The organism is Streptococcus ovuberis, from assembly GCF_012396585.1.
Lineage (GTDB): Bacteria > Bacillota > Bacilli > Lactobacillales > Streptococcaceae > Streptococcus > Streptococcus ovuberis.
On record NZ_JAAXPR010000009.1, the window covers coordinates 16,777 to 39,948 of the forward strand.

Consider the following 23,172-nt stretch of genomic DNA (forward strand, 5'->3'; position numbering starts at 1 on the left):
GGCGACGAATGCGGATTTATACTAAATATGGTGATACAGGCTTTACTCGGCTGTATGGAGGTGATCGTGTGTCCAAGACTCATTGCCGCGTGGAGGCTTATGGGACTATGGATGAGGTGTGTTCGCTCTTGGGACGGATTGTATCAGAGATGAGGGACTACCCTGCTCTGGATGATTTAAGGGAAGAATGTGAGGAAATCCAGCAACACCTCTTTGATTGTGGGAGCGATTTGGCAACGCCAAGGGAGTTGCGTCCCTACAAGCAAGAAGAGGCCAATGTGACCTGGTTGGAGGAGAAGATGGATGCCTATATTCCGATTCCAGAAGCCTTGGCTTATTTTATCATTCCTGGTGGGCATCCTTTGGCCAGTTCCTTTCACATGGCCAGAACCATGACCCGTCGCTTAGAGCGTAAAATGGTGGCCGTCATTGAAGCTCAAGAAGCGGTCAATCCCGTCGGGCTCAAGTACATTAACCGCTTGTCTGATTATTTCTTTGTCATTGCCCGCTTGGTGAACCATCGTTTGGGGGTTCCAGATACAGTCTACAAGCGGAGTGCTAAAATTTTTAAATCTCGTCAAAGAAAAACAGGAGAGTAGCATGTATCCAGTCATGATCAATATTAGTGGGAAACGAGTGGTAGTGATTGGAGGCGGCAAGGTTGCCTCACGTAAAATCAAGCACCTCTTGGCCGAGAAGGCGCTGGTGACCATTGTCAGCCCAACCCTACATGAGAGCATTGAGCCCTCAACAGTAACTTGGGTGGCTAGAGAATATCAAAAAGGTGATTTGAAGGATGCCAAATTGGTCTTGGCCTGTACGGATCAAGAGACTGTTAACCGTCAAATCATGGCGGATGCCGCCCCTTGTCAGTTGGTTAATAATACGGGAGATAAGCACTTTTCAGATTTTTACAATGTGGCCGTTGCCCCAGCCAAGGATTTTTCGGTGATGATTTCAACTAACGGGCTGTCTGCTGCTAGAGCCAAGGAAGTTCGTCAGAAATTGCAAGCGATATTAGAAGATTTATAGTGAGGATAGCCCATGTATTTGCTTTATGTTGGCTTAACCCATAAGCAGACCCCATTTTCGCTATTAGAAAAGGTACATTTCTCTGATCAAGAACAAGAAGAAGCCCTGTTACGCCTCAAGCGGGAAAAAAGTGTGCTGGAAGATGTTATCATATCAACCTGCAATCGAACGGAGCTTTACCTAGTGGTGGATCAGTTGCATACTGGACGTTATTATGCCAAACATTTTTTGGCCAATTGGTTTCAGCTTCCAGTGGAAGAACTGGAACCCTATCTAGTGATGAAGGAGGCTGACACTGTTTTAGAACATTTGCTTCGGGTCTCAGTCGGCTTGGAATCTAAGATTTTGGGGGAAACCCAGATTTTAGGTCAGGTCAAACGCGCCTTTCAGCGTGCTAAGGAGGTTGGCACGACGGGCATGATGCTCAACGAAGTGGCTAGACGTGTCATTACCTTTGCCAAACGGATGCATGAGGTCTATCGGATTAATGCCCGCCCTATATCTATTGGACTAACAGCTATGCAAACACTCGAAGATTCTGGTTTTGATGTAGCAGATAAGCAGATTGCTATCGTTGGTCTGGGAGAAATTGGTCAACTGGTGACCAAGTATGCCCTTCAAAAAGACTTTGGATCGATTGTTTTGGTCAACAGGACGCTGGCTAAGGCGGAGCCTTTTTTGACGGATCAGCGGGTAGTAGCTCACAGGTTTGAGCAGTTGGAAGAGGCTGTTGCCCAGGCTGATATCGTTTTTTCAGCAGTTAAGACCAGTGACTATATTATATTTCCACATATGCTTAAGCCAGGGGCCATTGTGTTTGACCTCTGTCTGCCACGGACAGTTCATGCGGGGACTGCCCTCAAGCTTTATACCATTGAGCACCTCACCAACCAGCTGGATGCCTACCAGGAGGAGCGCCAGCGAATTGCGCAGCAAATGACCCTAGAGATCGCTAAAGAGTTGCTTGCTTTTGATGATTGGCGCCAGCAGTTGGGGATCGTTCCCTTGATTCAGGAGATTCGTGAGAAAGGGTTACGCATACAGGCTGCTGCTATGGAGAGTCTGCAGCGCAAATTGCCTGATTTGACCGAGCGTGAGCAAAAGCAGATTTCTAAGCACATGAAAGGGATTGTCAACCAGTTGATTAAGGAGCCGATTTTGCAGCTCAAAGAGATGGCTGTCGGGGACAATTCCACCTATGACATTGCCTTGATTTGTAAGATTTTCGGCTTGATGCAGGAAGAGATTGGAGGAAGTGATGAAGACCATTAAGGTTGGTACTAGACAGAGCCAACTGGCCATGACCCAGACCCAACAGGTGGTGGATCGGCTCTTGGCGCATTACCCAGAGGTGAGCATTGAGTTGGTGCCCTATAAAACGACTGGTGATCGTCTAGTTCATGTTAGCTTGCAAGAAATAGGTGGTAAAGGGGTCTTTGTCAAGGATATTGAGCAGGCTCTTTTGGATGGGGTGATCGACCTAGCCGTGCATAGTCTTAAGGATATGCCTGCTCGTTTGGCTCCGGGCTGTTGTCTGGCGGCCATTCCTGAGCGTGAGGATGTCAGAGACTGTCTCATTTTTAGTCAAGCGGGACTGAGCCTTGAGACCTTACCAGCAGGTGCAGTTATTGGTACTAGCAGCTTGAGGCGACAGGCACAGTTAAAAGCCTTACGACCAGATTTGGTATTTAGTCCTCTGAGGGGCAATATTGACAGCAGGATCAAGAAGGTTCAGGAGGGTCAGTACGATGCCATTGTTTTAGCCATGGCTGGGCTCAATCGTATGGGCTGGACCAGTAAAGATAAGGGCTTGTATCTGGAGCCTTTGACCACAACGGCTTGCTTACCAGCTATTTCTCAGGGTGCTCTTGGGATTGAGTGCCGTGAAGATGACCTGGCCTTACGTCAGCTTTTAGGTATCCTTCATGATGAGGTGACAGCCAGCTGTGTCGGACTAGAGCGAGAGGTTCTGGGCTTGATGGCGGCTGACTGCACCTTCCCGATTGGTGCACTAGCGACTCCTCTTGCAGACGGTTATGACTTGCAGGTTATGTTAGCAGACAAGGAGCAGCGTTGCTGTCGTGTCCGTGTCGCTGGTGCGGGTGTTGATTTAGCTGAGCAAGCTGTTGCAGACTTGACAAGACAAGGAGCTGTTGGCATAAGATGACCAAGATCGTGATAATAACTAGAGAGCAGGCTCTTGCCACAGACCTTGAGCAGCGCTTGGTTGCTCAAGGCTATACGGTGGCTCATCTGCCCTTAATCGCCTGTGCTGCTAATCCTATTCCAGAAAGGGTCTTACAAGTAGTGCCTCTTGCGGATTGGGTCTTTTTCACCAGTGCTGTTGCCGCAGAGTGTTTTCAGGCTTGTCTTCGCCCCCATCATCGCATTGCAACGATTGGTTCTCAGACCAGCAAGGCAGTGGAGGCGCTTGGTTATCCGATTACTTTTGAAGCGAAAGGGAATTATGCCCGTGATTTTTTGGAGGAATGGCTGGCGCTTGGCCTGTCTAGGCAGACCATTCTCTTGCCTCAGAGTAGCCTGTCCAATCCCTTGATGGCTGAGGTCTTGGTAGAGCAGGGGCATGAGGTCTTGGCCTTTCCCATGTACGAGACCAGACCTAATGTTGCGGGTCAATCACAAGTATCAGCCTATCTTGAACAGCCAGAGGTGATTTGGACCTTTGCTAGTCCATCGGCTTGGGAGAGTTTTTATCAAGTGGCGACTCGTTTACCAGAAACCCATGAGGTTGTTGTCATCGGTACGAGCACGGCTCAAGCCGTTCAGGCAGATGGTGTTCCAGTAACCGCCATGCCTGTATTTCCCAGTGTTGAACAGATGGTTCAACTGATTATTGACAGAAGGAGAGTCTAACAGATGTTCACTAGACACCGCCGTTTAAGGCGTTCATCAGCCCTAAGAGACTTGGTCAGAGAGACAGAGTTAAGGACGGATGACCTGATTTACCCCCTTTTTATTAAGGAAGGCTTAAGCCAGAAGCAAGAGGTTTCCTCGATGCCAGGTGTTTTTCAACTGCCTTTGGCAGAGGCGATTGCAGAGGTTGAGGAAGCTAGTCGATTGGGAATAAAGGCCATCATGCTCTTTGGTATTCCTGAGCAAAAAGATGCCATCGGTAGTCAAGCTTCGGCACCAGATGGCATTGTTCAGCAAGCGCTTAGATCTTTAAAAGCGGCCTGTCCAGAGGTTTTGTTAATTGCTGATACCTGCCTCTGTGAATTTACCAATCATGGTCACTGTGGTGTTCTGGATGGGGAAGAGGTTGATAATGACCGCTCCTTGGAGCGCTTGGTTGATGTGGCTGTTAGTCAGGCCAAAGCGGGAGCAGATATTATTGCTCCTTCAAATGCTATGGATGGTTATGTTGCAGCTATTCGTCAGGGCTTAGATCAGGCTGGTTATACCCATATCCCGATCATGTCTTATGCCGTGAAATTTGCGTCAAGTTTTTATGGCCCCTTCCGTGACGCTGGTGAGAGTGCTCCAGCTTTTGGTGATCGCAAAACCTACCAGATGGATCCAGCCAATCGGCTAGAGGCCTTGCGTGAGGCAGCGAGTGATGAGCGTGAGGGGGCTGACTTTCTCATGGTTAAACCAGCTCTGCCCTTTTTAGACGTCATTAGAGAAGTTAGACAGCAAACGGCCTTACCCTTGGTAGCTTATCATGTCAGTGGTGAGTATGCGATGATTAAGGCAGCAGCTCAAGCAGGGTGGCTTGATGAAGCAGCAGTGGTCAAAGAAAGCTTGACCAGCATTAAGCGGGCAGGTGCAGATCTCATCATCACCTATTTTGCCAAGCAAATCGCCCAAGAGTGGCAGACAAAGGAGGACAGATGAACCTAGAGCAATCTCAGCAAGCCTTTGAGGCAGCTAAGCAAATTTTCCCTGGTGGGGTCAATAGTCCTGTACGTGCTTTTGGAGCTGTTGGGGGAACACCGCGCTTTATCGACCGTGCTAAGGGGGCTTACCTCTACGATGTTGATGGGAACCGCTACATTGATTATGTGCTATCCTGGGGACCGATGATTTTGGGACATGCTCATGATGAGGTGCTACAAGCGGTCAAGGATAGTGTCGATAAGGGAACCAGTTATGGAGCACCTAGCCCCTTGGAAACCCGCCTAGGACAACTGCTCAAGGCACGCTTGCCCTATCTTGAGCGGTTAAGGATGGTGAGCTCAGGGACAGAAGCGACGATGAGTGCTATTCGCTTGGCGAGAGGAGTGACCAAACGGGATAAAATAATCAAATTTATCGGCTGCTATCATGGCCATAGCGATGCCTTCTTGGTGGCGGCTGGATCTGGCTTGGCCACTTTTGGGCAACCTAATTCTCCAGGTGTGCCGATAGGCACAGCGGCAGACACCATCACGTTGCCTTATAATGATCGTGAAGCGCTTAAGGCTTGTTTTGAGGCTCATGGTCAGGACATTGCAGGTCTGATTATTGAGGGGATTGCTGGCAATATGGGCCTCATCCCAGCAGATGAAGCCTTTATAAAGGATTGTCGTGAACTGACCAGACAATACGGTGCCCTCTTCATTCTCGATGAGGTGATGACTGGTTTTCGTGCCCACTATGGCGGTGCAGCTGCTGTTTATGGGATTGAACCCGATCTAGTGTGTTTGGGCAAGGTGGTCGGTGGCGGCTTTCCTATGGCGGTTTTTGGGGGTAAAAAAGTCTACATGGATCAGATTGCTCCACTGGGAGCCGTGTATCAGGCGGGGACCCTGTCTGGCAACCCGATTGCGATGACGGCCGGCTATGAAACCTTATCCCGTTTAAGCCCAGAGCTCTTTGACCAGATGGAACAGCAGGTTAAAATCCTTTGCCAAGGACTGCGAGAGCTGGCGGCAAAACATCAGGTTCCGATGCAGGTTGTTCATCGAGGGACCATGTTCGGCTTTTTCTTTAATGACCAGCCTGTTCGTCAGTTTTCTGATGCGGCGGAAAGCGATCATGACCTCTTTGCTAAAGTTCACCAAGGGCTGTTAAAGCGTGGGATTTATTTAGCGCCTTCACAATACGAGGCCAATTTTATCTCTGCAGCCCATAGTCCAGAAGATATTGAAGAAACCCTAGTAGCCTTTGATCAGGTGTTAGGAGATTGCCATGGCTAAACTTGTATTGGTGACGGGCGGTGCCCGCAGTGGCAAATCTGCCTTTGCAGAGGCAGCGCTTTGGGACAAGCCTGATGTCTGTTATTTGGCGACAGGTCTGTCTCGACAGGACGATCCAGACTGGCAAGAGCGTGTCCGCCTGCACCAGCAACGGCGTCCTGAGGCCTGGGTGACCCATGAACAATACGCTGGTCTAGGGGATTGGTTGCGTGGAGCTAGTCACCGCAACTATTTATTGGACTGTGTGACCATGTTGACCACAAACGTTCTTTTTGATACTGTGGCAGCCCAATGGCCAGATAAGGTCACTCTTGATGAGACCTGCTTTTTGAGTCGTACCGAACAGGCGCAACTGTTGGAGCAACTCCTGTCAGAGTGGCAGTCGATTATTGCTAGCCTGCGTGATAAAGATGGCGAGGTCTACATTGTGACCAATGAAATTGGGCTAGGGATTGTCCCAGATACGCCCTTGGGTCGGTATTTCAGGGATGTTCTTGGACAGGTTAACCAATTTTTAGCGAAGGAGGCAAGCGAGGTCTACCTAGTTATCTGTGGCCTTGCCCAGCGACTCAAATGATTTCAGCCCTGATTATCTATACGCAATTTTTTAGTCGTTTGGTGATTAACAAGTCTGTTGACTTGGAGCATTTACGAAAAGGTGTCCCCTACCTGTCCCTCTTTGGGTTATTACTGGGGTGCTTGACAGGAGGTGCCTATGCCCTCTTGGTGCTCGTGTTACCAGGTCCGATCGCTTGGGTCTTGAGCTTCGTCATTGATGTGCTCTTGACAGGGGGCTTTCATTTGGATGGCTTGGCTGATATGGCTGATGGGCTCTTTTCTTCCCGACATAAGGAACGGATGCTAGAGATTATGAAGGATAGCCGCATTGGCAGTAATGGGGTGCTGGCCTTGCTTCTTTATTACGCTCTAATGCTGATGAGCTACTCCTATCTACCAGAACCCAAGTGGTTACTCATTGCCTGCCTATCGATGATTGGCAAGGCTGGATTGGCTCTCCAACTCTATCAGATGACCTATGCACGTAGCAGTGGGGGGAGTGGGCAATTCTTTGCTGGAACACGTACACGGGATATTGCTCTGGCGCAGGTCTTGCCGATCCTTGTGCTTTATCTCGGTTTTGGTCCCAAGGGCTTGTTGGCCTACCTTCTAGTTTTGGTCGGTGCTATCTTTTACCGATGGTTTGTTTATCGAAAAATTGATGGGCACACTGGCGACACTCTCGGTGCTTTTGTGGAAATTGCCCACATGCTTTTAGTGATAGGATTGATGTGATGACCCTTTATATGATGCGACACGGTGAAACGGATTATAATGCCCAGCGACGCTTTTATGGCAGTAGTGATGTTCCACTCAATGCCAAAGGACGACAGCAAGCCATTGCCATGGCAGAGCAGGTAGTAGCTGTCCCTATAGAGCGCGTTTATGTCAGCTCCCTCAGGCGCACACAAGAGACTGCAGAGCTGGTCTTTGGAGGAGCCTACGCTCTTGAGGTGGTTAAGGATTGGGATGAAAAGGGCTTTGGGGCCTGGGAAGGGCTGACCGCAGACCAAATCGAAGCTGCCTATCCTAGCCAGTGGCTCGCTTGGTTAGAACGTCCTTTTGACGTTACCCCTCCAGCAGCCGAACCCTTTCATCAGTTTAGAGAACGCGTTCAAGCCGCTGCACGCGCTTTGAACCTAGGGGCATCTAGTGCCTCAGTGGCTATCGTTGGTCACTTGGGGGTCTTGCGCCTCTTATATCAAGAACTGGTTGACCCAGCAGCTGTATTTTGGGAGATTGACTTTCCTCAAGGTCAGGTCATTTGCCTCCATCAGGACGACAAGGGACAGTGGTCGTGTCAGAGCTTGGCTGGAGTAAACTAGAGGTGCAATCCTTACTCGGGAAACCTGTGTGACCAACGTATGACGCTTAGTGGTTGGCTGCTATTCCCTGACCATCTCAACGAGCTATCCTGAACAGGCCTGCTCACCTTATTTTGCAGGCTCTACGGTGAATTGGCGCGTGTTGTCTAGTCAGTTTAAGCCGTAAAAGATCGAGAGTTATTAGCTCATTCCAACATCCTTCAATCAGCTTATTGTGTTGTTTGAGGTGGTGGTTAATCAGTCATTGAATAGCACTAAAGTGCCTGATAACTGGTGTGGAGTAATGCTGGAATGAACAAAACACGTCCATCGTTGCTCTGATAATTAACTGATTAAATAAATTGAAGCTGGGACGATTTGCTATCCAAGCGTTTCGAATATTACGATGACAAGGATAAGATGAGTTCGGTTGACCGAGCCTTGTCCTTATTTAGGGGCGCTAGCCCCTCAATTGCCCAACGGATAAAACGTTGATTCTATCAGTTTTTGACCTAGAAAACATAGGAAAAGCTCGTTTTTAGGGCTCCCCTTTAGCCGTTAACGTCAACCGATCTGAAGATAGGGTTTGTTTTGACGACACCACAAGTGATGGTATCAGTCTCACTAAAGATCTAAACGATCATGTATCGCATAACACCTAAAAAGGCCTAATCATCAGCGGTCATTTTGGTGCTTTTAGATTAGTTTCAAAAAAGGAGAAGATGAGATGTTTGATAAGATTCAAGACCAAGTTCCTATTGGTCAAGGCTTAAAGACCCGCAATCGTGTGGTTTTAGCTCCGATGACCCTCAGTGCTTGTGAGCCTGGTGGTTATGTTTCGCAAGCCGATATTGATTTTTATGAGCGGCGCTCCTTATCGGCAGGTCTCTTGATTACAGGTAGTGCCTATGTTCACCCGCAAGGGCAAGCCTTTGCGGATAGCTTCAGTGCTGCTGAAGATGACAAGATTGAAGGACTCTCGCGACTCGCTCAAGCCATGAAAAAAAATGGCTCCCTGGCTATTTTACAGCTCTACCACGGAGGGCGCATGGTAGCGCCTCACTTGATTGAGGGACAGCCAGTGGCACCAAGTGCTGTCAAGGCTGAGCACGGCTATGTTGCTGAGCCTCGTGCCTTAAAGCATCAGGAGGTAGAGGCTGTTTTAGAAGCCTTTTTGGCAGCTACCAGACGTGCCATTGCAGCAGGTTTTGATGGTGTGGAGCTACATGGTGCCAATACCTACCTCATCCAGCAATTTTTCTCTCCCCATTCCAATCACCGTCGCGATAAATGGGGGGGCAGCCTCAATAACCGGATGCGATTTGCTAAAACCCTCTTGAAAAAGACCAAGCAGTTGGCTAAGCAAGCTGGCCGTCCTTTTCTTGTCGGCTACCGTTTCTCTCCTGAGGAGATTGAGGAGCCAGGGATTACCTTGGCAGATAGCCTCCAGCTGCTGGAACAATTGATTACTCTAGAGGTTGATTACCTCCATATATCGGCTAGTGCGGCTTTTCGCCCGTCTTTACGGCAAAAAGAAGCAGGCCCGCCGATTCTTCTTGACATTGTTAAGAAAATTAGAGATCGTGTCCCACTCATTGCAGTCGGAGCGATCCAGACAAGGCAGGATGCTCAGGCTGTTTTAGATGCTGGTGTGCCCTTGGTGTCCTTGGGGAGAGCCTTGCTCCTAGACCCTGATTGGACTGCCAAAGTCACAAGCGAAGAGGCGACTGACCTCATTACGGTTTATCGCGATGATTTACAGGAGCACCTCAAGTTACCAACCTCCTTTGTTGAAGACTTGAGAGATTACTTAGAAAATACTTATGAAGACCACCATATTTAGAAAGAAGGTTACGATGAAAAAAACACTAACTTTGCTCTTAGCAGTCAGTGCCAGTCTTTGTTTGGCAGCCTGTCAACCCACCAAGGAGGCTTCGTTCAGCAAGGTAGACGCTAAAGATACTCTGGTCATGGCCTGGGGAGAGGACTTTGGGGATGTCAATCCTCATCGCTACAACCCTGATCAATTTGTCATCCAAGATTTGGTCTACGAAGGTCTGGTTCGTTATGGCGACAATGGCGTGATTGAGCCAGCCTTGGCCGAGTCCTGGGATATGAGTGAGGATGGTAAAGTCTATACCTTCCACCTGAGAAAAGCCCAGTTTTCTGATGGTTCTGATTTTACCGCAGATAATGTCAAGCGCAACTTTGATACGATTTTCTCCAAAGAAAACATCGGTAACCACAACTGGTTTGGTTTAACGGAACAGCTAGACAGTTATAAGGTTGTGGATAAATATACCTTTGAGTTAACCCTCAAGCAGGCTTACAGTGCTACCATGTATGACCTGTCGATGATTCGGCCGATTCGCTTCCTGGGTGATGCTGGTTTTCCAGATGGGGATGACACGGCGACCAAGAGCGTCAAGGCTCCTATTGGCACTGGTCAATGGGTCGTTAAGGATAAAAAAAGCAACGAGTACATCACCCTGGCTCGTAATGAGAATTACTGGGGCGACAAACCAGCTCTGAAAGAAGTAACAGTCAAGATTATCCCTGATGCCCAAACCAGAGCACTGGAGTTTGAAGCGGGGAACCTGGACCTGATCTACGGTAACAGCCTGATTGGGTTGGATACCTTTGCCCAATATGCCAAAGACAAAGACACCTACACCACTGCTGTGTCACAACCCATGTCAACCCGTCTGCTCTTGCTAAATGCCAAGAACCCTATCTTCCAAGATAAGCGGGTCCGACAAGCCATGAACCATGCCATGAACAAGGCTTCTATTGCCAAGGACCTCTTCCGAGGGACAGAAACTCCAGCGGATACGATTTTCTCTAAATCAACCCCTCACGCCGATGCGGGTCTGACCCCTTATGCTTATGATTTGGCTAAGGCAGAAGCACTGTTGGATGAGGCTGGTTGGAAAAAAGGCGCGGATGGCATCCGTGAAAAGGATGGTCAGAAAATGGTTGTTCACATGCCTTACATCTCATCTAAGGCAACGGACAAGGACTTGGGAGAGTATTTCCAAGGCGAATGGCGCAAAATCGGTGTTGACGTCCAGCTCAAGGCTATTGAAGAAGATGATTATTGGGCTAATGCCAAGTCTGGGGACTTTGACATGATGCTAACCTTCTCTTGGGGAGCACCTTGGGATCCTCATGCTTGGATGTCTGCCCTAACCTCAAAAGCTGAGCACGGGCATCCAGAAAATATTGCGCTAGAATCCCTTCCTGTCAAGGCAGAAATTGACCAAATCATCAAGGCAACCTTGGTTGAGCCAGATGAGGAAAAAGTAGATGCGGGCTATAAAAAAGTGCTGACCCTCTTGCATGAGGAAGGGCTCTATATCCCAATGACCTACCAATCAGTGGTGTCTGTTTACCGTACAGGCGAGCTGGATGGGGTTCGCTTCGCTCCAGAGGAGAATGCCTTCCCCGTGCGTTACATTAGTAAAAAATAAGAACTGCTCGTGACGAACAGGTATGGTCAGTGTAATGAGTAGTTTAGCTTCCGCTTTGCTGTTACCAAACGAGGGCTCAAGGAATGGCAGTGCAAGGATAATCAAGCTAATCTATTTAGCCTCCAGGAATTGCAGGCCATTATCACCAACAACCAAGCGGTGCCTGTCCAGGTTATTAGTATAGGTATTAGAAAGAAAAGAAGAAATGGTTCTATCTCGTCTCCTAAAGCAGGTGTTGTCCTTCTTAGCAGCCCTCTTTCTCATCTCAGCCTTGAGTTTTATGCTGACCAAGTTGACCTCAGCCAACCCTGCGGAGAACTACCTGCGGGTATCTAAAATCGCTATCACCGATGAAACGCTGAAACAGGCAACACTCCAGTTGGGACTGGATAAGCCTTGGTTGGAGCAGTACCTGCGCTGGGGCAGACGGGCTGTGGTCGGTGATTTTGGGGTCTCTTATGTCTGGAAGACACCTGTCTTACCTCTGGTGAGAGATGGTTTCCTATCTACCCTGTCTCTTGGCTTCTTGTCTTTTTGTTGGGTACTCCTCTTTTCATTTCCTCTGGGGATCATCAGTGGTCTCTATAAAGGTACTTGGCTGGACAAATTGATTCAGTTGCTGTCGTTTACAAGCGTGTCTTTACCTACTTTTTGGTTGGGCTACCTCCTGATGCTGGTGTTCGGTGTTTATCTGAAATGGGTGCCTGTGTCAGGGAAATCAGGAGCAGGTCATGCCCTGCTCCCCAGCTTAACCCTGAGTTTTTCCCTGATTGGTCAATACACGGCGCTTATTCGCCGGACAATTAGTGAACAACTGACCAGTGTCCATGTGGAAAATGCACGACTGAGGGGGGTCAAGTTGCGCTTTATCATCAAAAATCATCTCTTGCCCAATGCCCTGCCAGCCATTACCACAGGGCTTAGCTTAACGGCTGTGCACCTTATGACAGGTGCTCTGATCATTGAGGAAGTCTTTTCTTGGAGTGGCTTAGGGCATGTCTTTGTTTACAGTTTACAGACCATTGATTTGCCAGTTATTCAGGCCTGCATGTTGCTCTTTGGTAGCCTGTTTTTATTAAATAATGTCTTTAGCAAATGGTTGGCAAACTGGGTTGACCCGCGTGTGAGAAAAGGAAGGAGAAGACCGCATGGCTAAACGACTATTTTTGCCTGGCACATTGCTTATTTTTCTCTTCCTTATTGCCTTGATTGGCCCTGCCCTTGTTTCCCATGATCCCCAGTACATTGATGTGTCGCAAAAATTACTAGCACCAACTCGTAGCCACTGGTTTGGAACAGATCAGTTGGGGCGAGACATCCTGTCGCGTTTGGTGTCGGGAGCTCGTTTTTCTCTCTTTCTTGCCCTGATAATTACGGTGCTTGAGGTATCAATTGGTAGTCTAGTCGGGCTATTGGTTGGCTGGTATCAGGGGCGATTAGAAGACGGTTTTCTCTGGTTGGCCAATGTGGCCTCTGCTTTTCCTAGTTTTCTGCTTTCCCTAGCTGCAGCTGGGATTTTGGGCCAAGGGATTGTCAACATGATGGTGGCTATTGTTATGGTCGAGTGGATTTTCTATGCCCGCTTGGTCGCCAATCTTGTTAAAACAGCCAAACAAGAGGCTTATGTGATGGCGGCAGAAATGATGGGCATGTCAACCGGCCATATCCTTCGTTACCACATCTTCCCATTTGTTTACAAACCAATTTTGGTTTTGGCTCTGATGAATATTGGTAATATTATCTTGATGATTTCGAGCTTTTCCTTTCTAGGTATCGGTGTTCAGCCAAATATTACTGAGTGGGGCATGATGCTCTATGATGCCAGACCTTATTTTCGGACAGCTTCGTGGATGATGATGGCACCTGGTTTAGCGATTTTTTTGACCGTCTTATCCTTTAATGTCTTAAGCGATGTGGTTGAAGAGAAAGGATGGAAACACCTATGGAAGGGCTAATGATTAAAGAGCTGACACTGAGCTTTCCAGAGAGCCTGGTTCTCAAGCAGGTCAATTTGAGTGTGGCACAGGGGCAAGTGGTCACCATCATTGGGGAGAGTGGTTCAGGTAAAACGCTTCTGACCAAGCTCATGCTAGGGATGGTGCCTGAGGGAGCAAGGGTGACCGGTGAGGTGGCTTACAATGGTGTCTCCCTCTTGTCTTTGTCCCCCAAGGCTTTGCGTCCTATTTTAGGTCGGCGGTTGGCCTATATGACGCAAAATCCCATGGCCATGTTCAACCCTTTTCAAACAATCAGGGAGCATTTTATTGAGACCATCCTTAGTCATCGCTCCTGTTCGCGTCAGGAGGCTTTGAACATGGCCTTACAGGCCATGAAAGAGCTGCGCTTAGGCCATGCTGAAAAGATATTACAGAGCTATGCCTTTGAATTGAGCGGAGGGATGCTCCAGCGTGTGATGTTGGCCATGCTGCTGTGTTTGGACATGGAGGTCCTGATTCTGGATGAACCAACGTCAGCCTTGGATGCCTATAACCGCGAAAATATGTTACGGCTTCTAAGTGCTCTCAAGGCGCAAGGGAAAGCTATCGTTACAGTGACCCATGATTATGATTTGGCTCGACAACTAGGAGGAGAAATGGTGGTGATGTCCAAGGGTGAGCTGGTCGAGCGAGGGCCAGCAGAGACGATTTTAACCCAGCCTAGCCACCCCTACACGCAAGAATTAGTGCTGGGTAATCCCTATGAAAGGTTGGTGGAGAGATGATTGATTGCCAGCAAGTCTGTAAAACCTTCGGTGATAAGGAGGTGTTAAAGGATTGTCAATTGACCATTCAAAAGGGAGAAATCGTTGGTATTATGGGGGAGAGCGGCAGTGGCAAGACCACGCTAGCCAACCTGATCTTGGGGTTTGAGCAACCCAGCAAAGGGCAAATTCTTGTCGATGGTAAGCCCTACGATGTCCGACGAGATGGGGTTCGGATTGTGGCAGTTTTTCAAGACGCCTTTCACTCGGTCAACCCCTTGTTTACCATTGAGGACATCTTGAGTGAAGCCTTACCGAAACCACAGTGTCGCAAGAACTTGGTGACAGCGTTAGAAGATGTTGGTCTGGATGAGAGTTACCTAACCAAAACAGCGCGTCAGTTGAGTGGCGGGCAGCTGCAGCGGGTCTGTATAGCGAGGGCGCTTCTTTTGCGCCCTGAGGTCATTGTTTTTGACGAGGCCTTTAGTGGGTTAGATCCTCGGATCCAAGGGCAGCTGCTGTCTTTGATTTACCGTCTACAAGCCCAATATGGTTATACCTATGTCTTTATCGCCCATGATTTTCACCTGTGTTATGCCATTTGCCACCGTGTGGTGGTCATGTTTGATGGGCGAATTGTTGACGAAATCACAGAATTTACCAGTCCCCTCGTTGTCCAGCACCCAGCTAGTAAAAACCTCTTGATCGAAAGTCAGAATCCCAAGTATTCCAAGTGTCAGATTCGGAAAATGGTGATTCAGCTAGAGCAGGAGAAACAACAATATGGAGAAACAACATGAAAAAAACATTTGAAACACGCAAGCTCTATTTTGGCTTCCCAGTCTTCTTTTTAGGCTACAAGGATGAGGTTCATGGTTACAACCTGACAACATCAAGTTCAGTCTATTCCTTAGGCAGCATGCTGGTCATGGCCATGCGTACCAAGGGGAATGCCATTACCCAAATCAGTAAATATGGTCACTTTACGGTCAATGTGCCGACCAAAGAACTTACTACAGCCTCTGAAATTGCGGGCTTCAACAGTCGACAAGACAAGTTTGCCCTGACGGGCTTGACTTATGAGTTGGGTGAAACCATCGATGCCCCTCTGGTTAACGAGTGCCCAGTCTCTATAGAGTGTCAAGTGGTTGAGATGGTGGCCTGTGGGGCTTTGACCAATGTGATTGCCCGAGTGACTAGACGCGTTGTTGATGAGTCCCTAATTGACGAAGAGGGTGCCTTTAAGAGTCAGGAGTTCTCGCCTATTAGCTACATTGGGGATGGTGCTGCTAGACAGTACCGTTACTACAATGATGAGGCGATTCAAATGGGATCTATTATCAAAGAACTCCGCCGTCAGGACGAGGGAGAGACGTCATCATCAACAGATAAGGTCTAGTGTGAAAGGAAGTACTTTCGATAATGCTTTTATAAAGTGATTTGGTTGAACGATGATTCGACCATGCATGGATGCTTGGAAATTGAATCAATTGTCAACGTTATGGAAAAACTTGCTAATCGAATGAAAAGTCAAGTAGTTGAGACTAAAGACAATCTCGAACCTAGCTGATTTAATGGTAACCAGCATTTTAAGATGGGTAGTCGTAAAAATAATCGGCCGTAATACTGATCAGTTTTGCTCAGTTCCACAGGTTAAGAAGTGGCAGAACTCCCTTTTTCAAGAAGGCTTATCCAATAACTATATTCGAACTGTTCATCAGATTTTACAGCAAGTTCTAGATTTGGCGGTCAAACTAGGTATGTTGCCGACTAATGTTGCTAAGACTGTCGGTAACGTGAAAAAAGACCGTCCGAAAGTTGACTTTTAGACTGTTGAAGAGTTTCAGCAGTTTATTAGTACGTTTGACAAATCTAATATCTATGATTTACTTTATTTCATGACATTTTGGTTTTTCTTTATGACTGGTGTCCGGACTAGTGAGTTACAAGCTATTGAGTGGAGTAAAATTGACTGGGAGGCTGGCTCTGTATTGATTGATTGCTCTATGTACTGTAAGAGTAAAAAAGAATGGTATATCGCAGTTACGAAGTCGTTTTCAGGTGTTCGCTTGATATATCTTGATGATAATACTTTACAGCATTTGAGGTATTGGCAGGAAGCACAGTCTCAAATAGGAAATCATAGATTTATTTTTTTCTTGACAGATAGCCTATTGGTAAAATCTACTTTGGGTCGTGTGTTGAAATCCTATAGTGATTATGCTAATGTTAAATCTATCCGTATTCATGATTTGAGACACTCCCATGCTAGTTTTATGCTTGCTCTGGGTATGAATGACCTAGAAATGCAAAATCGTCTTGGCTATGCGGATATAAAGACTACACTTGGGACATACTCTCATCTCCGACCAAATGCCATGAAAGAAGTTGCAAATCGCATGACAGGGCAAGTAGTAGTTGCTGAAAACAATATCAGACCAAGTAAGTTCAATGGCAATCAACATCGCCCAAATATTTAGTCGTGGCTTATGGTTATCTAGCGTAGTCTGATGACCATAAACGCAGACTGCAATTAAAAGCAAGCTAGTTCAGCTTGTTTTTAATTTTTTAGAACCTGTCCATAAAATGATTGTCCTAATTTTAGATGATAAAATTTATATTCGATTATTAAACATTTCTACATAGTCATTCCATGTTTCTAGCCAATTTTGACGATTACGTGCTATTTCTTTTTTTACAAACCGTATATCATAATCAGCTAAATCATTATCTTTAACAATTTCTCCTGTGATTATTGAAAATATACCTAATAATTCGCCATCATCATCGTACATTCTCAAAATCGGATTTTTAGAGTTTGTTCTCATATCCTCTTCGGATAACTATAAAATAGTTTGACCAAAACTTTCTCTCATGATTTAAATTCACTTTCTGAGTATTATAAAGTATTTACATATATTATAGCAGAAGTTAGTGTGAACTTTTTTGTTTATTGGTGCTAAAATGGTGCAGACAGAAAAATAAAACCGCTGAAACACTTGATTTCATGCGGTTTGTTGAGTGACTTATTCTATTCCCACTCAACTGTTGCGGGTGGTTTGCTGGTGATGTCGTAGACGATGCGGTTGACGTGGTCGACTTCGTTGACGATGCGGACAGAGATTTTTTGCAGGACGTCCCACGGGATTTTAGCAAAGTCAGCGGTCATGCCGTCGATGGAGGTGATGGCACGGATGGCGATGGTGTAGTCGTAGGTTCGACCATCGCCCATGACGCCAACAGAGCGAACGCCGGTATTGACAGTGAAATACTGCCAGATGTCTCGATCAAGTCCTGCCTTGGCAATTTCTTCACGCAGGATAGCGTCGGATTCACGGACGGTCTCCAGTTTTTCCTCGGTAATTTCCCCCATGACACGGATGGCAAGACCTGGTCCTGGGAAAGGTTGCCGCCAGACAATTTCGCCAGGCATACCAAGAGCGGTGCCTAAAGCACGTACTTCATCTTTAAAGAGAGTGTTGAGGGGTTCAATCAGCTCAAACTGCATATCTTCAGGCAGACCACCGACATTGTGATGGCTCTTGATGGTCTGGGCCGTTTCAGTCCCTGACTCGATAATGTCTGTGTAGAGGGTTCCTTGGGCGAGGAACTTGACATCCTTGAGTTTGCTGGCTTCATCATCAAAGACATAGACAAATTCGTTGCCGATAATCTTGCGTTTTTGTTCTGGGTCAGAAATGCCAGCTAGTTTATCGAGGAAGCGTTTGGCAGCATCAGCTTTAATAATCTTCAGTCCAAACTTGCCACCCAGCATGTCCATGACTTGGTCGGCTTCACCTTTTCGGAGCAAACCATGATCGACAAAGATACAGGTCAGTTGGTCACCGATGGCGCGTTGCAAGAGAACACCGACGACAGAGGAATCAACGCCGCCAGACAATCCAAGGAGGACTTTTTTATTTCCGACAGTTTCACGGATTTTGGCAATTTCCATATCAATGAAGTTGTCCATTGACCAGTCCTGACGGGCTCCGCAGATAGTAACTGCAAAATTTTTCAAGATGTCGTTGCCGTAGACGGAGTGACGCACCTCTGGGTGGAATTGGATACCGTAAACCTTGATGTCGTCATTTTCAATAGCGGCATAGGGACAGTCAGCAGAAACAGCTGTGCGGACGAACCCGTCTGGGATTTCCGTTACCGCATCACCGTGGCTCATCAGCACCAGCTGCTCCTCAGGCGTATTGCCAAAGAGGGCTGACGTCTTGTCGTGCTGGAGTGGAGCTTGCCCGTACTCGCGGTTACCGGCCTGCCCAGCAGGCACGACCTTGCCTCCCAAGGTTTGGGTAATCAACTGCATGCCGTAGCAGATACCCAAAATCGGAATACCGAGCTTGAAAATCTCAGGATCAATGGAAAAACTGTCCTTCTCGTAAACAGAGTTTGGACCACCAGATAGGATGATACCAATAGGGTTGATGGCACGTACCTCTTCAGCAGAAATCTTGTGGCTAAGCAATTCCGAAAAGACACCGAATTCACGGATACGGCGGGTAATCAGCTGATTGTACTGGCTACCGTAGTCAAGAACAATGATTTTTTGCAGATCTTGTGTCGCAGACATGAAAATCCTTTCTAAATAGAGAAAATTATTTTCTTAAGTTTAGCATATTTTTTAAAAAATAGCTAAAATCAAGAGGAATTACTTAGATAAGATTCGGGATTGTGTTCCCTGTTTTTAGCAACTAGGACCTCAATATTCTGTTTTAACTCATTCTGAAAATCATTTTATTGGCTAAAATAATTGACAAAAGCCTATGGGCAGAGCATAAAACCATGAAGAGACATGTAATAGTGGTAGGAGGGTAAAGGTGGCAAAAAAATAGAACGGTTTTATTATTTTTAGGCTTGTTCTTTGAACTCACTTGATTAGAAGCTAATAGGGCACTGGGTTTATATGGAGTATTCTAATGGTTTCCCTTTTAACCAAAATGAGCTTATCTTTCGTCTACAAACCCTTTACAGGCACTTCCAAAGACTATAAGGTTGCGACGGTCATTCCATCTTAATAACAAGGATGAGGATGGTTTGGTAGAGACCTTGGGAAGCACTCCGGCTCATCTACCCGATAGTTGCCATTTATATTGTCGATGATGGTAGTCCGGATTTATCTGGGTATGAGAAGAGTTCGGCTTATGCGGAGGATCCCCCCGATACCTGTCAAACTGTCATTGTCCGTGGTCTTGCGAAAAATGCTGGAAAGCGCCATGCCCAAGACTAGGCTGTCCGCCAATCGGATGCAGATGCCTTTTTTACCATTGATTCTGATTCGTATATCTATCCCAATGCGCTGGAAGAGTTGCTAAAAACTTTCAATAATCCTCTTGTTAATAACTTAGTCTCTTTCAAGGACCAGGCAGACTTGATTATTGGCCAACCGTTGGCATAGTGAGTTGTCAGATACCATTGACAAGGTCTATACTCGCGATATCTTTGAAATGGACTAAAAGCGTAACTGAGATGTTTTGTCTCAGTTATTTTTTTGTGGTATACTGAAACCATGATGAATGGGCGAAAAATGGAGGTTCAGTAGCTCAAGATCTCATCAGAGGATGTTTTACAGTACGATAAGCGAAAAGCAGGAAGGACTGGATATGATACCAGCATATTTAAGGATTCACCACCAGATAAAAGATGACATCGATCAGGGAATTTGGAAGATTGGTCAACGGTTACCGAGTGAGCGCGATTTGGCAGATACTTTTCAAGTTTCGCGGATGACCCTTCGACAAGCCATTACACTTTTGGTCGAAGAAGGCATTTTAGAACGTCGCATGGGTTCTGGGACTTATGTTGCTAGTAATCGAATTCAAGAAAGAATGCGCGGAACGACGAGTTTTACAGAGATTATTAAAGCGCAGGGAAAACTCCCTTCTAGCCAACTGTTGTCTTATCTGGAAGACAAGCCCAGTAAGAAGGAGCAAGCCCATCTCAATCTGAGGCATACTGATACTGTGGTTCGAATGGAACGGATTCGATTTGCGGATCAAGTTCCAGTTGTTTACGAGGTAGCTGTGGTGCCTAAGAAATTCATTGCAAACTTTGATAAAGAAGCAGTTGCCCAGCATTTTTTTCAGACCTTGATGGAACACGGCTTTAAGATTGGAAAAAGCCAGCAGACCATCTATGCTCGTTTGGCAGAAGAAAAGGTCGCTAAGTATTTAGAATTGGCGAAAGGACAGGCTATTTTGGGATTGACCCAGGTATCTTATTTAGAAGACGGGAGTCCTTTTGAGTATGTCAAGAGCCAATATGCAGGGGAACGGTTTGAATTTTACTTGGAGAATAATTAGAAGACAAGGAGCAAACAATGGTGCAGCATTCTGTGTGGCATGAGCGGATCAAAGAACGGTTACCAGATCATTATTTTGCCAGAATCAATGGCTTTCTAAAACAGGTTTATGAGACTGGAACCGTTTATCCGCCTAAAGATAAGGTTTTTGCAGCCCTACAGCATACTTCTTTGGAGGCTGTTAAGGTGGTCATTTTAGGGCAGGACCCTTATCACGGTCCAGATCAAGCACAAGGTCTTTCTTTTTCAGTGCCGGACACCTTGCCAGCTCCGCCATCTTTGCAGAATATTTTAAAAGAGTTGAGTGAGGATATCGGTGTCAAAGAAACGCACGACCTGACACCTTGGGCAGATCAGGGAGTCCTCTTGCTCAATGCTTGTCTGACTGTTCCAGCTGGTCAGGCTAATGGACATGCTGGCTTGATTTGGGAGCCGTTTACCGACGCGGCGATTCAGGTAGTAAACGATTTGGACCAGCCGGTTGTCTTCATCTTATGGGGATCCTATGCTCGAAAAAAGAAGGCCTTGATTACGAATCCTAAGCATCTGGTGCTGGAGTCGGCTCACCCTAGTCCTCTATCGGCCTACCGCGGTTTTTTTGGCAGTCGCCCTTTTTCAAGGACGAATGCATTTTTAATGGAAAATGGCAGAGCAGCCATTGATTGGTTGAGGTAAAAATGGTAAAACTAGCAACGATTTGTTATGTGGATAATGGAGAAGCTTTTTTGATGCTCCATCGGAATAAAAAAGAAAAAGATGTCCATGCCGGAAAATGGATTGGCGTGGGTGGAAAGTTTGAAGCAGGCGAAAGCCCTGAAGAATGTGCTAAGCGAGAAATTTTTGAAGAAACGGGACTGACAGCAACTAAGTTGGCATTGAAGGGAGTGATTACCTTTCCTGAATTCACTCCGGAAAATGATTGGTATACCTATGTTTTTAAGGTTACTGAGTTTGAGGGGGAGTTGACAGTTGATTGTCCAGAAGGTGATTTAGAATGGGTCCCTTACGACCAGGTTTTGCTAAAACCGACCTGGGAAGGTGATTTGACATTCTTATCTTGGCTGTTAGAGGATAAGCCCTTCTTTTCAGCTAAGTTTTCCTATCAAAACAACCTTCTCAAAGGTCAGAGTGTTATTTTTTATGAGCATTAGGCCAAAAGGAGACCGAAATGACGTATGCGATTATTGCTGGCTTTGATGGAATGACAGATCAAAAGGTTAGGCGGGTTTGGGAGGAGCTGGCCCAAGCTGGCATATCGGACTATGCGACCCAAATCCCAGATCGCCAACCCCATCTGACGCTAGCAACTTATGGCGATATTGCTGAAATAGACCGGTTTTATGATGCCCTTCGGCAATTTGCTCAAGCTTCTGAGAGAGTTCCTATCCAGATTAGCAGTATAGGGTCCTTTTTCCAGTCTGGAACCCTTTATTGGGCACCTCGTCTGACTAAACAACTGGCAACCTTCCACCATCAGTTGCATATGCATTTAGCAGCTTATGAGACAAGTGACCATCCATCGCTGTATCGCCCAGATGTTTGGTTCCCTCATATTACCTTAGCCAATTATCTTAACAAGGAGCAACTTAGCCAAGCTTTTTTGCATTGTCAAGGAAATCACTCGTCATTTGAAGGGGAGATTACCTCTCTGACGGTGCTAGCTTTTTCAGAAGGACATGCTCCTCAGCGCATGTTAGCTGTTTCTTTGGGAAGCTTGGCTCATAAAAGAAAGGGATTACGTTGAATCAGACACGCAAAGGCCTGTTATTGGTCCTCATTTGTTACTTGCTTTGGGGGATTTTGTCTCTTTATTGGAAGGCATTAGGAAGGATTGACTCTTTTACAGTCTTTTCGTATCGCATTGTTTTCACTGTTTTGACCATGCTGCTTTATATGGTACTAGCTGGTAAACAAAGAGATTATCGTAAGCAATGGCAAGGTTTACGGCAGGATAAAAACGGTTTGAGAAGGATGGTTCTGGCCAGTGTAACGATAGCTATCAACTGGGGAGTCTACATCCAAGCAGTGAGCCACGGTCAAGCAGCTCAAGCAAGTTTGGGGTATTATATCATGCCCCTAGTATCCATTTGTCTATCTGTCATCGTTTTGAAAGAAAAGATTAGCTACTATGGGAAAATCGCCGTCCTGCTGGCTAGCTGTGGTGTAGCGCTCTTGCTTTTTCAATCAAGGCAATTGCCTATGGTTGCCTTGACTCTGGCAATCTCATTTGGATTTTATGGCCTGCTAAAGAAAGAAATAGAAGTCTCTAGCGACTTTGCGATGCTTTTTGAGGCCTCCTGTGTGTTAATCTTTAGTCTACCTTACTTACTCATCAAAGGGGATGTATTCTGGTCTCACAGTCCCTTAGAAATGGCCCTGATAGCCCTATCAGGAGCTGTAACGGCAATTCCTCTATTGCTTTTTGCAGAGGGCATCAAGCGTGCGCCATTAAATCTGGTTGGCTTTATCCAGTACGTCAACCCGACCATCCAATTACTTCTAGCTATTGGGTTATATGGTGAGGTGGTCAATGCCAAGGAATGGCCTGCCTTTCTGCTGATTTGGGGAGCGATTGGTGTTTTTGTCCTAGGACAACTAAAGGAGTTAAAGTCCGCTAAAATGGACCGTCAGTCCATAGAAATAGGGAGAAAGTGAT

Annotated in this window: 25 protein-coding genes and 1 pseudogene; 24 read left to right on the top strand and 2 right to left on the bottom strand. The window is 46.6% G+C overall.

Going from position 1 to position 23,172, the window contains the following annotated elements:
• The first annotated feature begins 8 nt into the window (after nucleotides 1–8).
• The 19 genes and pseudogenes from HF992_RS06050 to HF992_RS06135 all read left to right on the top strand — a co-directional run.
• Nucleotides 9–599 (top strand): cob(I)yrinic acid a,c-diamide adenosyltransferase, encoded by a 591-nt coding sequence (locus tag HF992_RS06050; RefSeq protein WP_168549167.1) that lies wholly within the window; start codon nucleotides 9–11, stop codon nucleotides 597–599.
• Nucleotide 600: 1 nt separating this feature from the next.
• Nucleotides 601–1,032, top strand: coding sequence for a precorrin-2 dehydrogenase/sirohydrochlorin ferrochelatase family protein (locus tag HF992_RS06055; protein WP_168549168.1), 432 nt, complete (start codon nucleotides 601–603; stop codon nucleotides 1,030–1,032).
• Nucleotides 1,033–1,044: 12 nt separating this feature from the next.
• On the top strand, nucleotides 1,045–2,304 hold the full coding sequence (gene hemA, locus HF992_RS06060; protein WP_168549169.1) for a glutamyl-tRNA reductase: 1,260 nt from the start codon (nucleotides 1,045–1,047) through the stop codon (nucleotides 2,302–2,304).
• A complete protein-coding gene (gene hemC, locus HF992_RS06065; RefSeq protein ID WP_168549170.1) occupies nucleotides 2,291–3,199 on the top strand; it encodes a hydroxymethylbilane synthase in 909 nt (302 codons plus the stop codon). Before hemA ends, hemC begins: the two co-directional genes overlap by 14 nt.
• A complete protein-coding gene (locus HF992_RS06070; protein ID WP_168549171.1) occupies nucleotides 3,196–3,906 on the top strand; it encodes a uroporphyrinogen-III synthase in 711 nt (236 codons plus the stop codon). Before hemC ends, HF992_RS06070 begins: the two co-directional genes overlap by 4 nt.
• 3 nt (nucleotides 3,907–3,909) lie before the next feature.
• Nucleotides 3,910–4,887 (top strand): porphobilinogen synthase, encoded by a 978-nt coding sequence (gene hemB, locus HF992_RS06075; protein WP_168549172.1) that lies wholly within the window; start codon nucleotides 3,910–3,912, stop codon nucleotides 4,885–4,887.
• Nucleotides 4,884–6,170: a glutamate-1-semialdehyde 2,1-aminomutase gene (gene hemL / locus HF992_RS06080; RefSeq protein ID WP_168549173.1), complete on the top strand. Its 1,287-nt coding sequence runs from the start codon at nucleotides 4,884–4,886 to the stop codon at nucleotides 6,168–6,170. The genes hemB and hemL overlap by 4 nt, the downstream gene beginning before the upstream one ends.
• On the top strand, nucleotides 6,163–6,747 hold the full coding sequence (cobU, locus tag HF992_RS06085; RefSeq protein ID WP_168549174.1) for a bifunctional adenosylcobinamide kinase/adenosylcobinamide-phosphate guanylyltransferase: 585 nt from the start codon (nucleotides 6,163–6,165) through the stop codon (nucleotides 6,745–6,747). Before hemL ends, cobU begins: the two co-directional genes overlap by 8 nt.
• Complete coding sequence (cobS, locus tag HF992_RS06090; RefSeq protein ID WP_168549175.1) at nucleotides 6,744–7,463, top strand: adenosylcobinamide-GDP ribazoletransferase; 720 nt, start codon at nucleotides 6,744–6,746, stop codon at nucleotides 7,461–7,463. The genes cobU and cobS overlap by 4 nt, the downstream gene beginning before the upstream one ends.
• Nucleotides 7,460–8,053: a histidine phosphatase family protein gene (locus HF992_RS06095; protein WP_168549176.1), complete on the top strand. Its 594-nt coding sequence runs from the start codon at nucleotides 7,460–7,462 to the stop codon at nucleotides 8,051–8,053. Before cobS ends, HF992_RS06095 begins: the two co-directional genes overlap by 4 nt.
• A gap of 706 nt (nucleotides 8,054–8,759) precedes the next feature.
• Complete coding sequence (locus HF992_RS06100) at nucleotides 8,760–9,875, top strand: NADH-dependent flavin oxidoreductase (protein WP_168549177.1); 1,116 nt, start codon at nucleotides 8,760–8,762, stop codon at nucleotides 9,873–9,875.
• Between the two features lie 13 nt (nucleotides 9,876–9,888).
• Nucleotides 9,889–11,502, top strand: a complete 1,614-nt coding sequence (gene nikA / locus HF992_RS06105; RefSeq protein ID WP_168549178.1) for a nickel ABC transporter substrate-binding protein — start codon at nucleotides 9,889–9,891, stop codon at nucleotides 11,500–11,502.
• A 205-nt stretch (nucleotides 11,503–11,707) separates the two neighbouring features.
• The gene (locus tag HF992_RS06110; protein ID WP_168549179.1) at nucleotides 11,708–12,658 is read left to right on the top strand and encodes an ABC transporter permease; all 951 of its coding nucleotides are present in this window, start codon (nucleotides 11,708–11,710) and stop codon (nucleotides 12,656–12,658) included.
• Complete coding sequence (locus HF992_RS06115) at nucleotides 12,651–13,457, top strand: ABC transporter permease (RefSeq protein ID WP_168549180.1); 807 nt, start codon at nucleotides 12,651–12,653, stop codon at nucleotides 13,455–13,457. Before HF992_RS06110 ends, HF992_RS06115 begins: the two co-directional genes overlap by 8 nt.
• Nucleotides 13,445–14,224: an ATP-binding cassette domain-containing protein gene (locus HF992_RS06120; RefSeq protein WP_168549229.1), complete on the top strand. Its 780-nt coding sequence runs from the start codon at nucleotides 13,445–13,447 to the stop codon at nucleotides 14,222–14,224. Before HF992_RS06115 ends, HF992_RS06120 begins: the two co-directional genes overlap by 13 nt.
• Nucleotides 14,221–15,003 carry an ABC transporter ATP-binding protein gene (locus tag HF992_RS06125; protein ID WP_168549181.1) on the top strand — a complete coding sequence of 261 codons (783 nt, stop codon included), beginning with the start codon at nucleotides 14,221–14,223 and terminating at the stop codon, nucleotides 15,001–15,003. Before HF992_RS06120 ends, HF992_RS06125 begins: the two co-directional genes overlap by 4 nt.
• Nucleotides 15,000–15,602 (top strand): flavin reductase family protein, encoded by a 603-nt coding sequence (locus HF992_RS06130; protein ID WP_168549182.1) that lies wholly within the window; start codon nucleotides 15,000–15,002, stop codon nucleotides 15,600–15,602. The genes HF992_RS06125 and HF992_RS06130 overlap by 4 nt, the downstream gene beginning before the upstream one ends.
• Before the next feature lie 139 nt (nucleotides 15,603–15,741).
• On the top strand, nucleotides 15,742–16,032 hold the full coding sequence (locus HF992_RS11995) for a hypothetical protein (protein WP_246201250.1): 291 nt from the start codon (nucleotides 15,742–15,744) through the stop codon (nucleotides 16,030–16,032).
• An 18-nt stretch (nucleotides 16,033–16,050) separates the two neighbouring features.
• Nucleotides 16,051–16,683, top strand: a pseudogene (locus tag HF992_RS06135) (site-specific integrase); the annotation flags it as partial.
• 135 nt (nucleotides 16,684–16,818) lie between these two features.
• Here the strand turns inward: HF992_RS06135 and HF992_RS06140 are convergent.
• Complete coding sequence (locus HF992_RS06140) at nucleotides 16,819–17,031, bottom strand: hypothetical protein (RefSeq protein WP_246201252.1); 213 nt, start codon at nucleotides 17,029–17,031, stop codon at nucleotides 16,819–16,821.
• Between the two features lie 203 nt (nucleotides 17,032–17,234).
• Nucleotides 17,235–18,788 (bottom strand): glutamine-hydrolyzing GMP synthase, encoded by a 1,554-nt coding sequence (gene guaA, locus HF992_RS06145; RefSeq protein WP_168549183.1) that lies wholly within the window; start codon nucleotides 18,786–18,788, stop codon nucleotides 17,235–17,237.
• Between the two features lie 1,030 nt (nucleotides 18,789–19,818).
• On the opposite strand from guaA, the gene HF992_RS06150 reads away from it, so the two are divergent.
• From HF992_RS06150 to rarD, 5 genes are read left to right on the top strand one after another with little or no spacing between them, the layout of a single operon-like run.
• On the top strand, nucleotides 19,819–20,517 hold the full coding sequence (locus HF992_RS06150; protein WP_168549184.1) for a GntR family transcriptional regulator: 699 nt from the start codon (nucleotides 19,819–19,821) through the stop codon (nucleotides 20,515–20,517).
• Nucleotides 20,518–20,537: 20 nt separating this feature from the next.
• The gene (locus HF992_RS06155) at nucleotides 20,538–21,191 is read left to right on the top strand and encodes a uracil-DNA glycosylase (protein WP_168549230.1); all 654 of its coding nucleotides are present in this window, start codon (nucleotides 20,538–20,540) and stop codon (nucleotides 21,189–21,191) included.
• Nucleotides 21,192–21,193: 2 nt separating this feature from the next.
• Complete coding sequence (locus tag HF992_RS06160; protein ID WP_168549185.1) at nucleotides 21,194–21,667, top strand: NUDIX hydrolase; 474 nt, start codon at nucleotides 21,194–21,196, stop codon at nucleotides 21,665–21,667.
• Between the two features lie 17 nt (nucleotides 21,668–21,684).
• Nucleotides 21,685–22,260: a 2'-5' RNA ligase family protein gene (locus tag HF992_RS06165; RefSeq protein WP_168549186.1), complete on the top strand. Its 576-nt coding sequence runs from the start codon at nucleotides 21,685–21,687 to the stop codon at nucleotides 22,258–22,260.
• On the top strand, nucleotides 22,257–23,171 hold the full coding sequence (rarD, locus tag HF992_RS06170) for an EamA family transporter RarD (RefSeq protein ID WP_168549187.1): 915 nt from the start codon (nucleotides 22,257–22,259) through the stop codon (nucleotides 23,169–23,171). The genes HF992_RS06165 and rarD overlap by 4 nt, the downstream gene beginning before the upstream one ends.
• Nucleotide 23,172 lies beyond the last annotated feature (1 nt).

Coding starts and splice junctions, on each gene's coding strand:
- HF992_RS06120 (WP_168549229.1), top strand. CDS start 13,445: ATGGAAGGGCTAATGATTAAAGAGCTGACACTGAGCTTTCCAGAGAGC.
- guaA (WP_168549183.1), bottom strand. CDS start 18,788: ATGTCTGCGACACAAGATCTGCAAAAAATCATTGTTCTTGACTACGGT.
- HF992_RS06160 (WP_168549185.1), top strand. CDS start 21,194: ATGGTAAAACTAGCAACGATTTGTTATGTGGATAATGGAGAAGCTTTT.
- HF992_RS06115 (WP_168549180.1), top strand. CDS start 12,651: ATGGCTAAACGACTATTTTTGCCTGGCACATTGCTTATTTTTCTCTTC.
- HF992_RS06050 (WP_168549167.1), top strand. CDS start 9: ATGCGGATTTATACTAAATATGGTGATACAGGCTTTACTCGGCTGTAT.
- cobS (WP_168549175.1), top strand. CDS start 6,744: ATGATTTCAGCCCTGATTATCTATACGCAATTTTTTAGTCGTTTGGTG.
- HF992_RS06130 (WP_168549182.1), top strand. CDS start 15,000: ATGAAAAAAACATTTGAAACACGCAAGCTCTATTTTGGCTTCCCAGTC.
- hemC (WP_168549170.1), top strand. CDS start 2,291: ATGAAGACCATTAAGGTTGGTACTAGACAGAGCCAACTGGCCATGACC.
- HF992_RS06055 (WP_168549168.1), top strand. CDS start 601: ATGTATCCAGTCATGATCAATATTAGTGGGAAACGAGTGGTAGTGATT.
- HF992_RS06140 (WP_246201252.1), bottom strand. CDS start 17,031: ATGAGAACAAACTCTAAAAATCCGATTTTGAGAATGTACGATGATGAT.
- HF992_RS06125 (WP_168549181.1), top strand. CDS start 14,221: ATGATTGATTGCCAGCAAGTCTGTAAAACCTTCGGTGATAAGGAGGTG.
- HF992_RS06110 (WP_168549179.1), top strand. CDS start 11,708: ATGGTTCTATCTCGTCTCCTAAAGCAGGTGTTGTCCTTCTTAGCAGCC.
- hemA (WP_168549169.1), top strand. CDS start 1,045: ATGTATTTGCTTTATGTTGGCTTAACCCATAAGCAGACCCCATTTTCG.
- HF992_RS06070 (WP_168549171.1), top strand. CDS start 3,196: ATGACCAAGATCGTGATAATAACTAGAGAGCAGGCTCTTGCCACAGAC.
- hemL (WP_168549173.1), top strand. CDS start 4,884: ATGAACCTAGAGCAATCTCAGCAAGCCTTTGAGGCAGCTAAGCAAATT.
- HF992_RS06165 (WP_168549186.1), top strand. CDS start 21,685: ATGACGTATGCGATTATTGCTGGCTTTGATGGAATGACAGATCAAAAG.
- HF992_RS06150 (WP_168549184.1), top strand. CDS start 19,819: ATGATACCAGCATATTTAAGGATTCACCACCAGATAAAAGATGACATC.
- hemB (WP_168549172.1), top strand. CDS start 3,910: ATGTTCACTAGACACCGCCGTTTAAGGCGTTCATCAGCCCTAAGAGAC.
- cobU (WP_168549174.1), top strand. CDS start 6,163: ATGGCTAAACTTGTATTGGTGACGGGCGGTGCCCGCAGTGGCAAATCT.
- nikA (WP_168549178.1), top strand. CDS start 9,889: ATGAAAAAAACACTAACTTTGCTCTTAGCAGTCAGTGCCAGTCTTTGT.
- HF992_RS06100 (WP_168549177.1), top strand. CDS start 8,760: ATGTTTGATAAGATTCAAGACCAAGTTCCTATTGGTCAAGGCTTAAAG.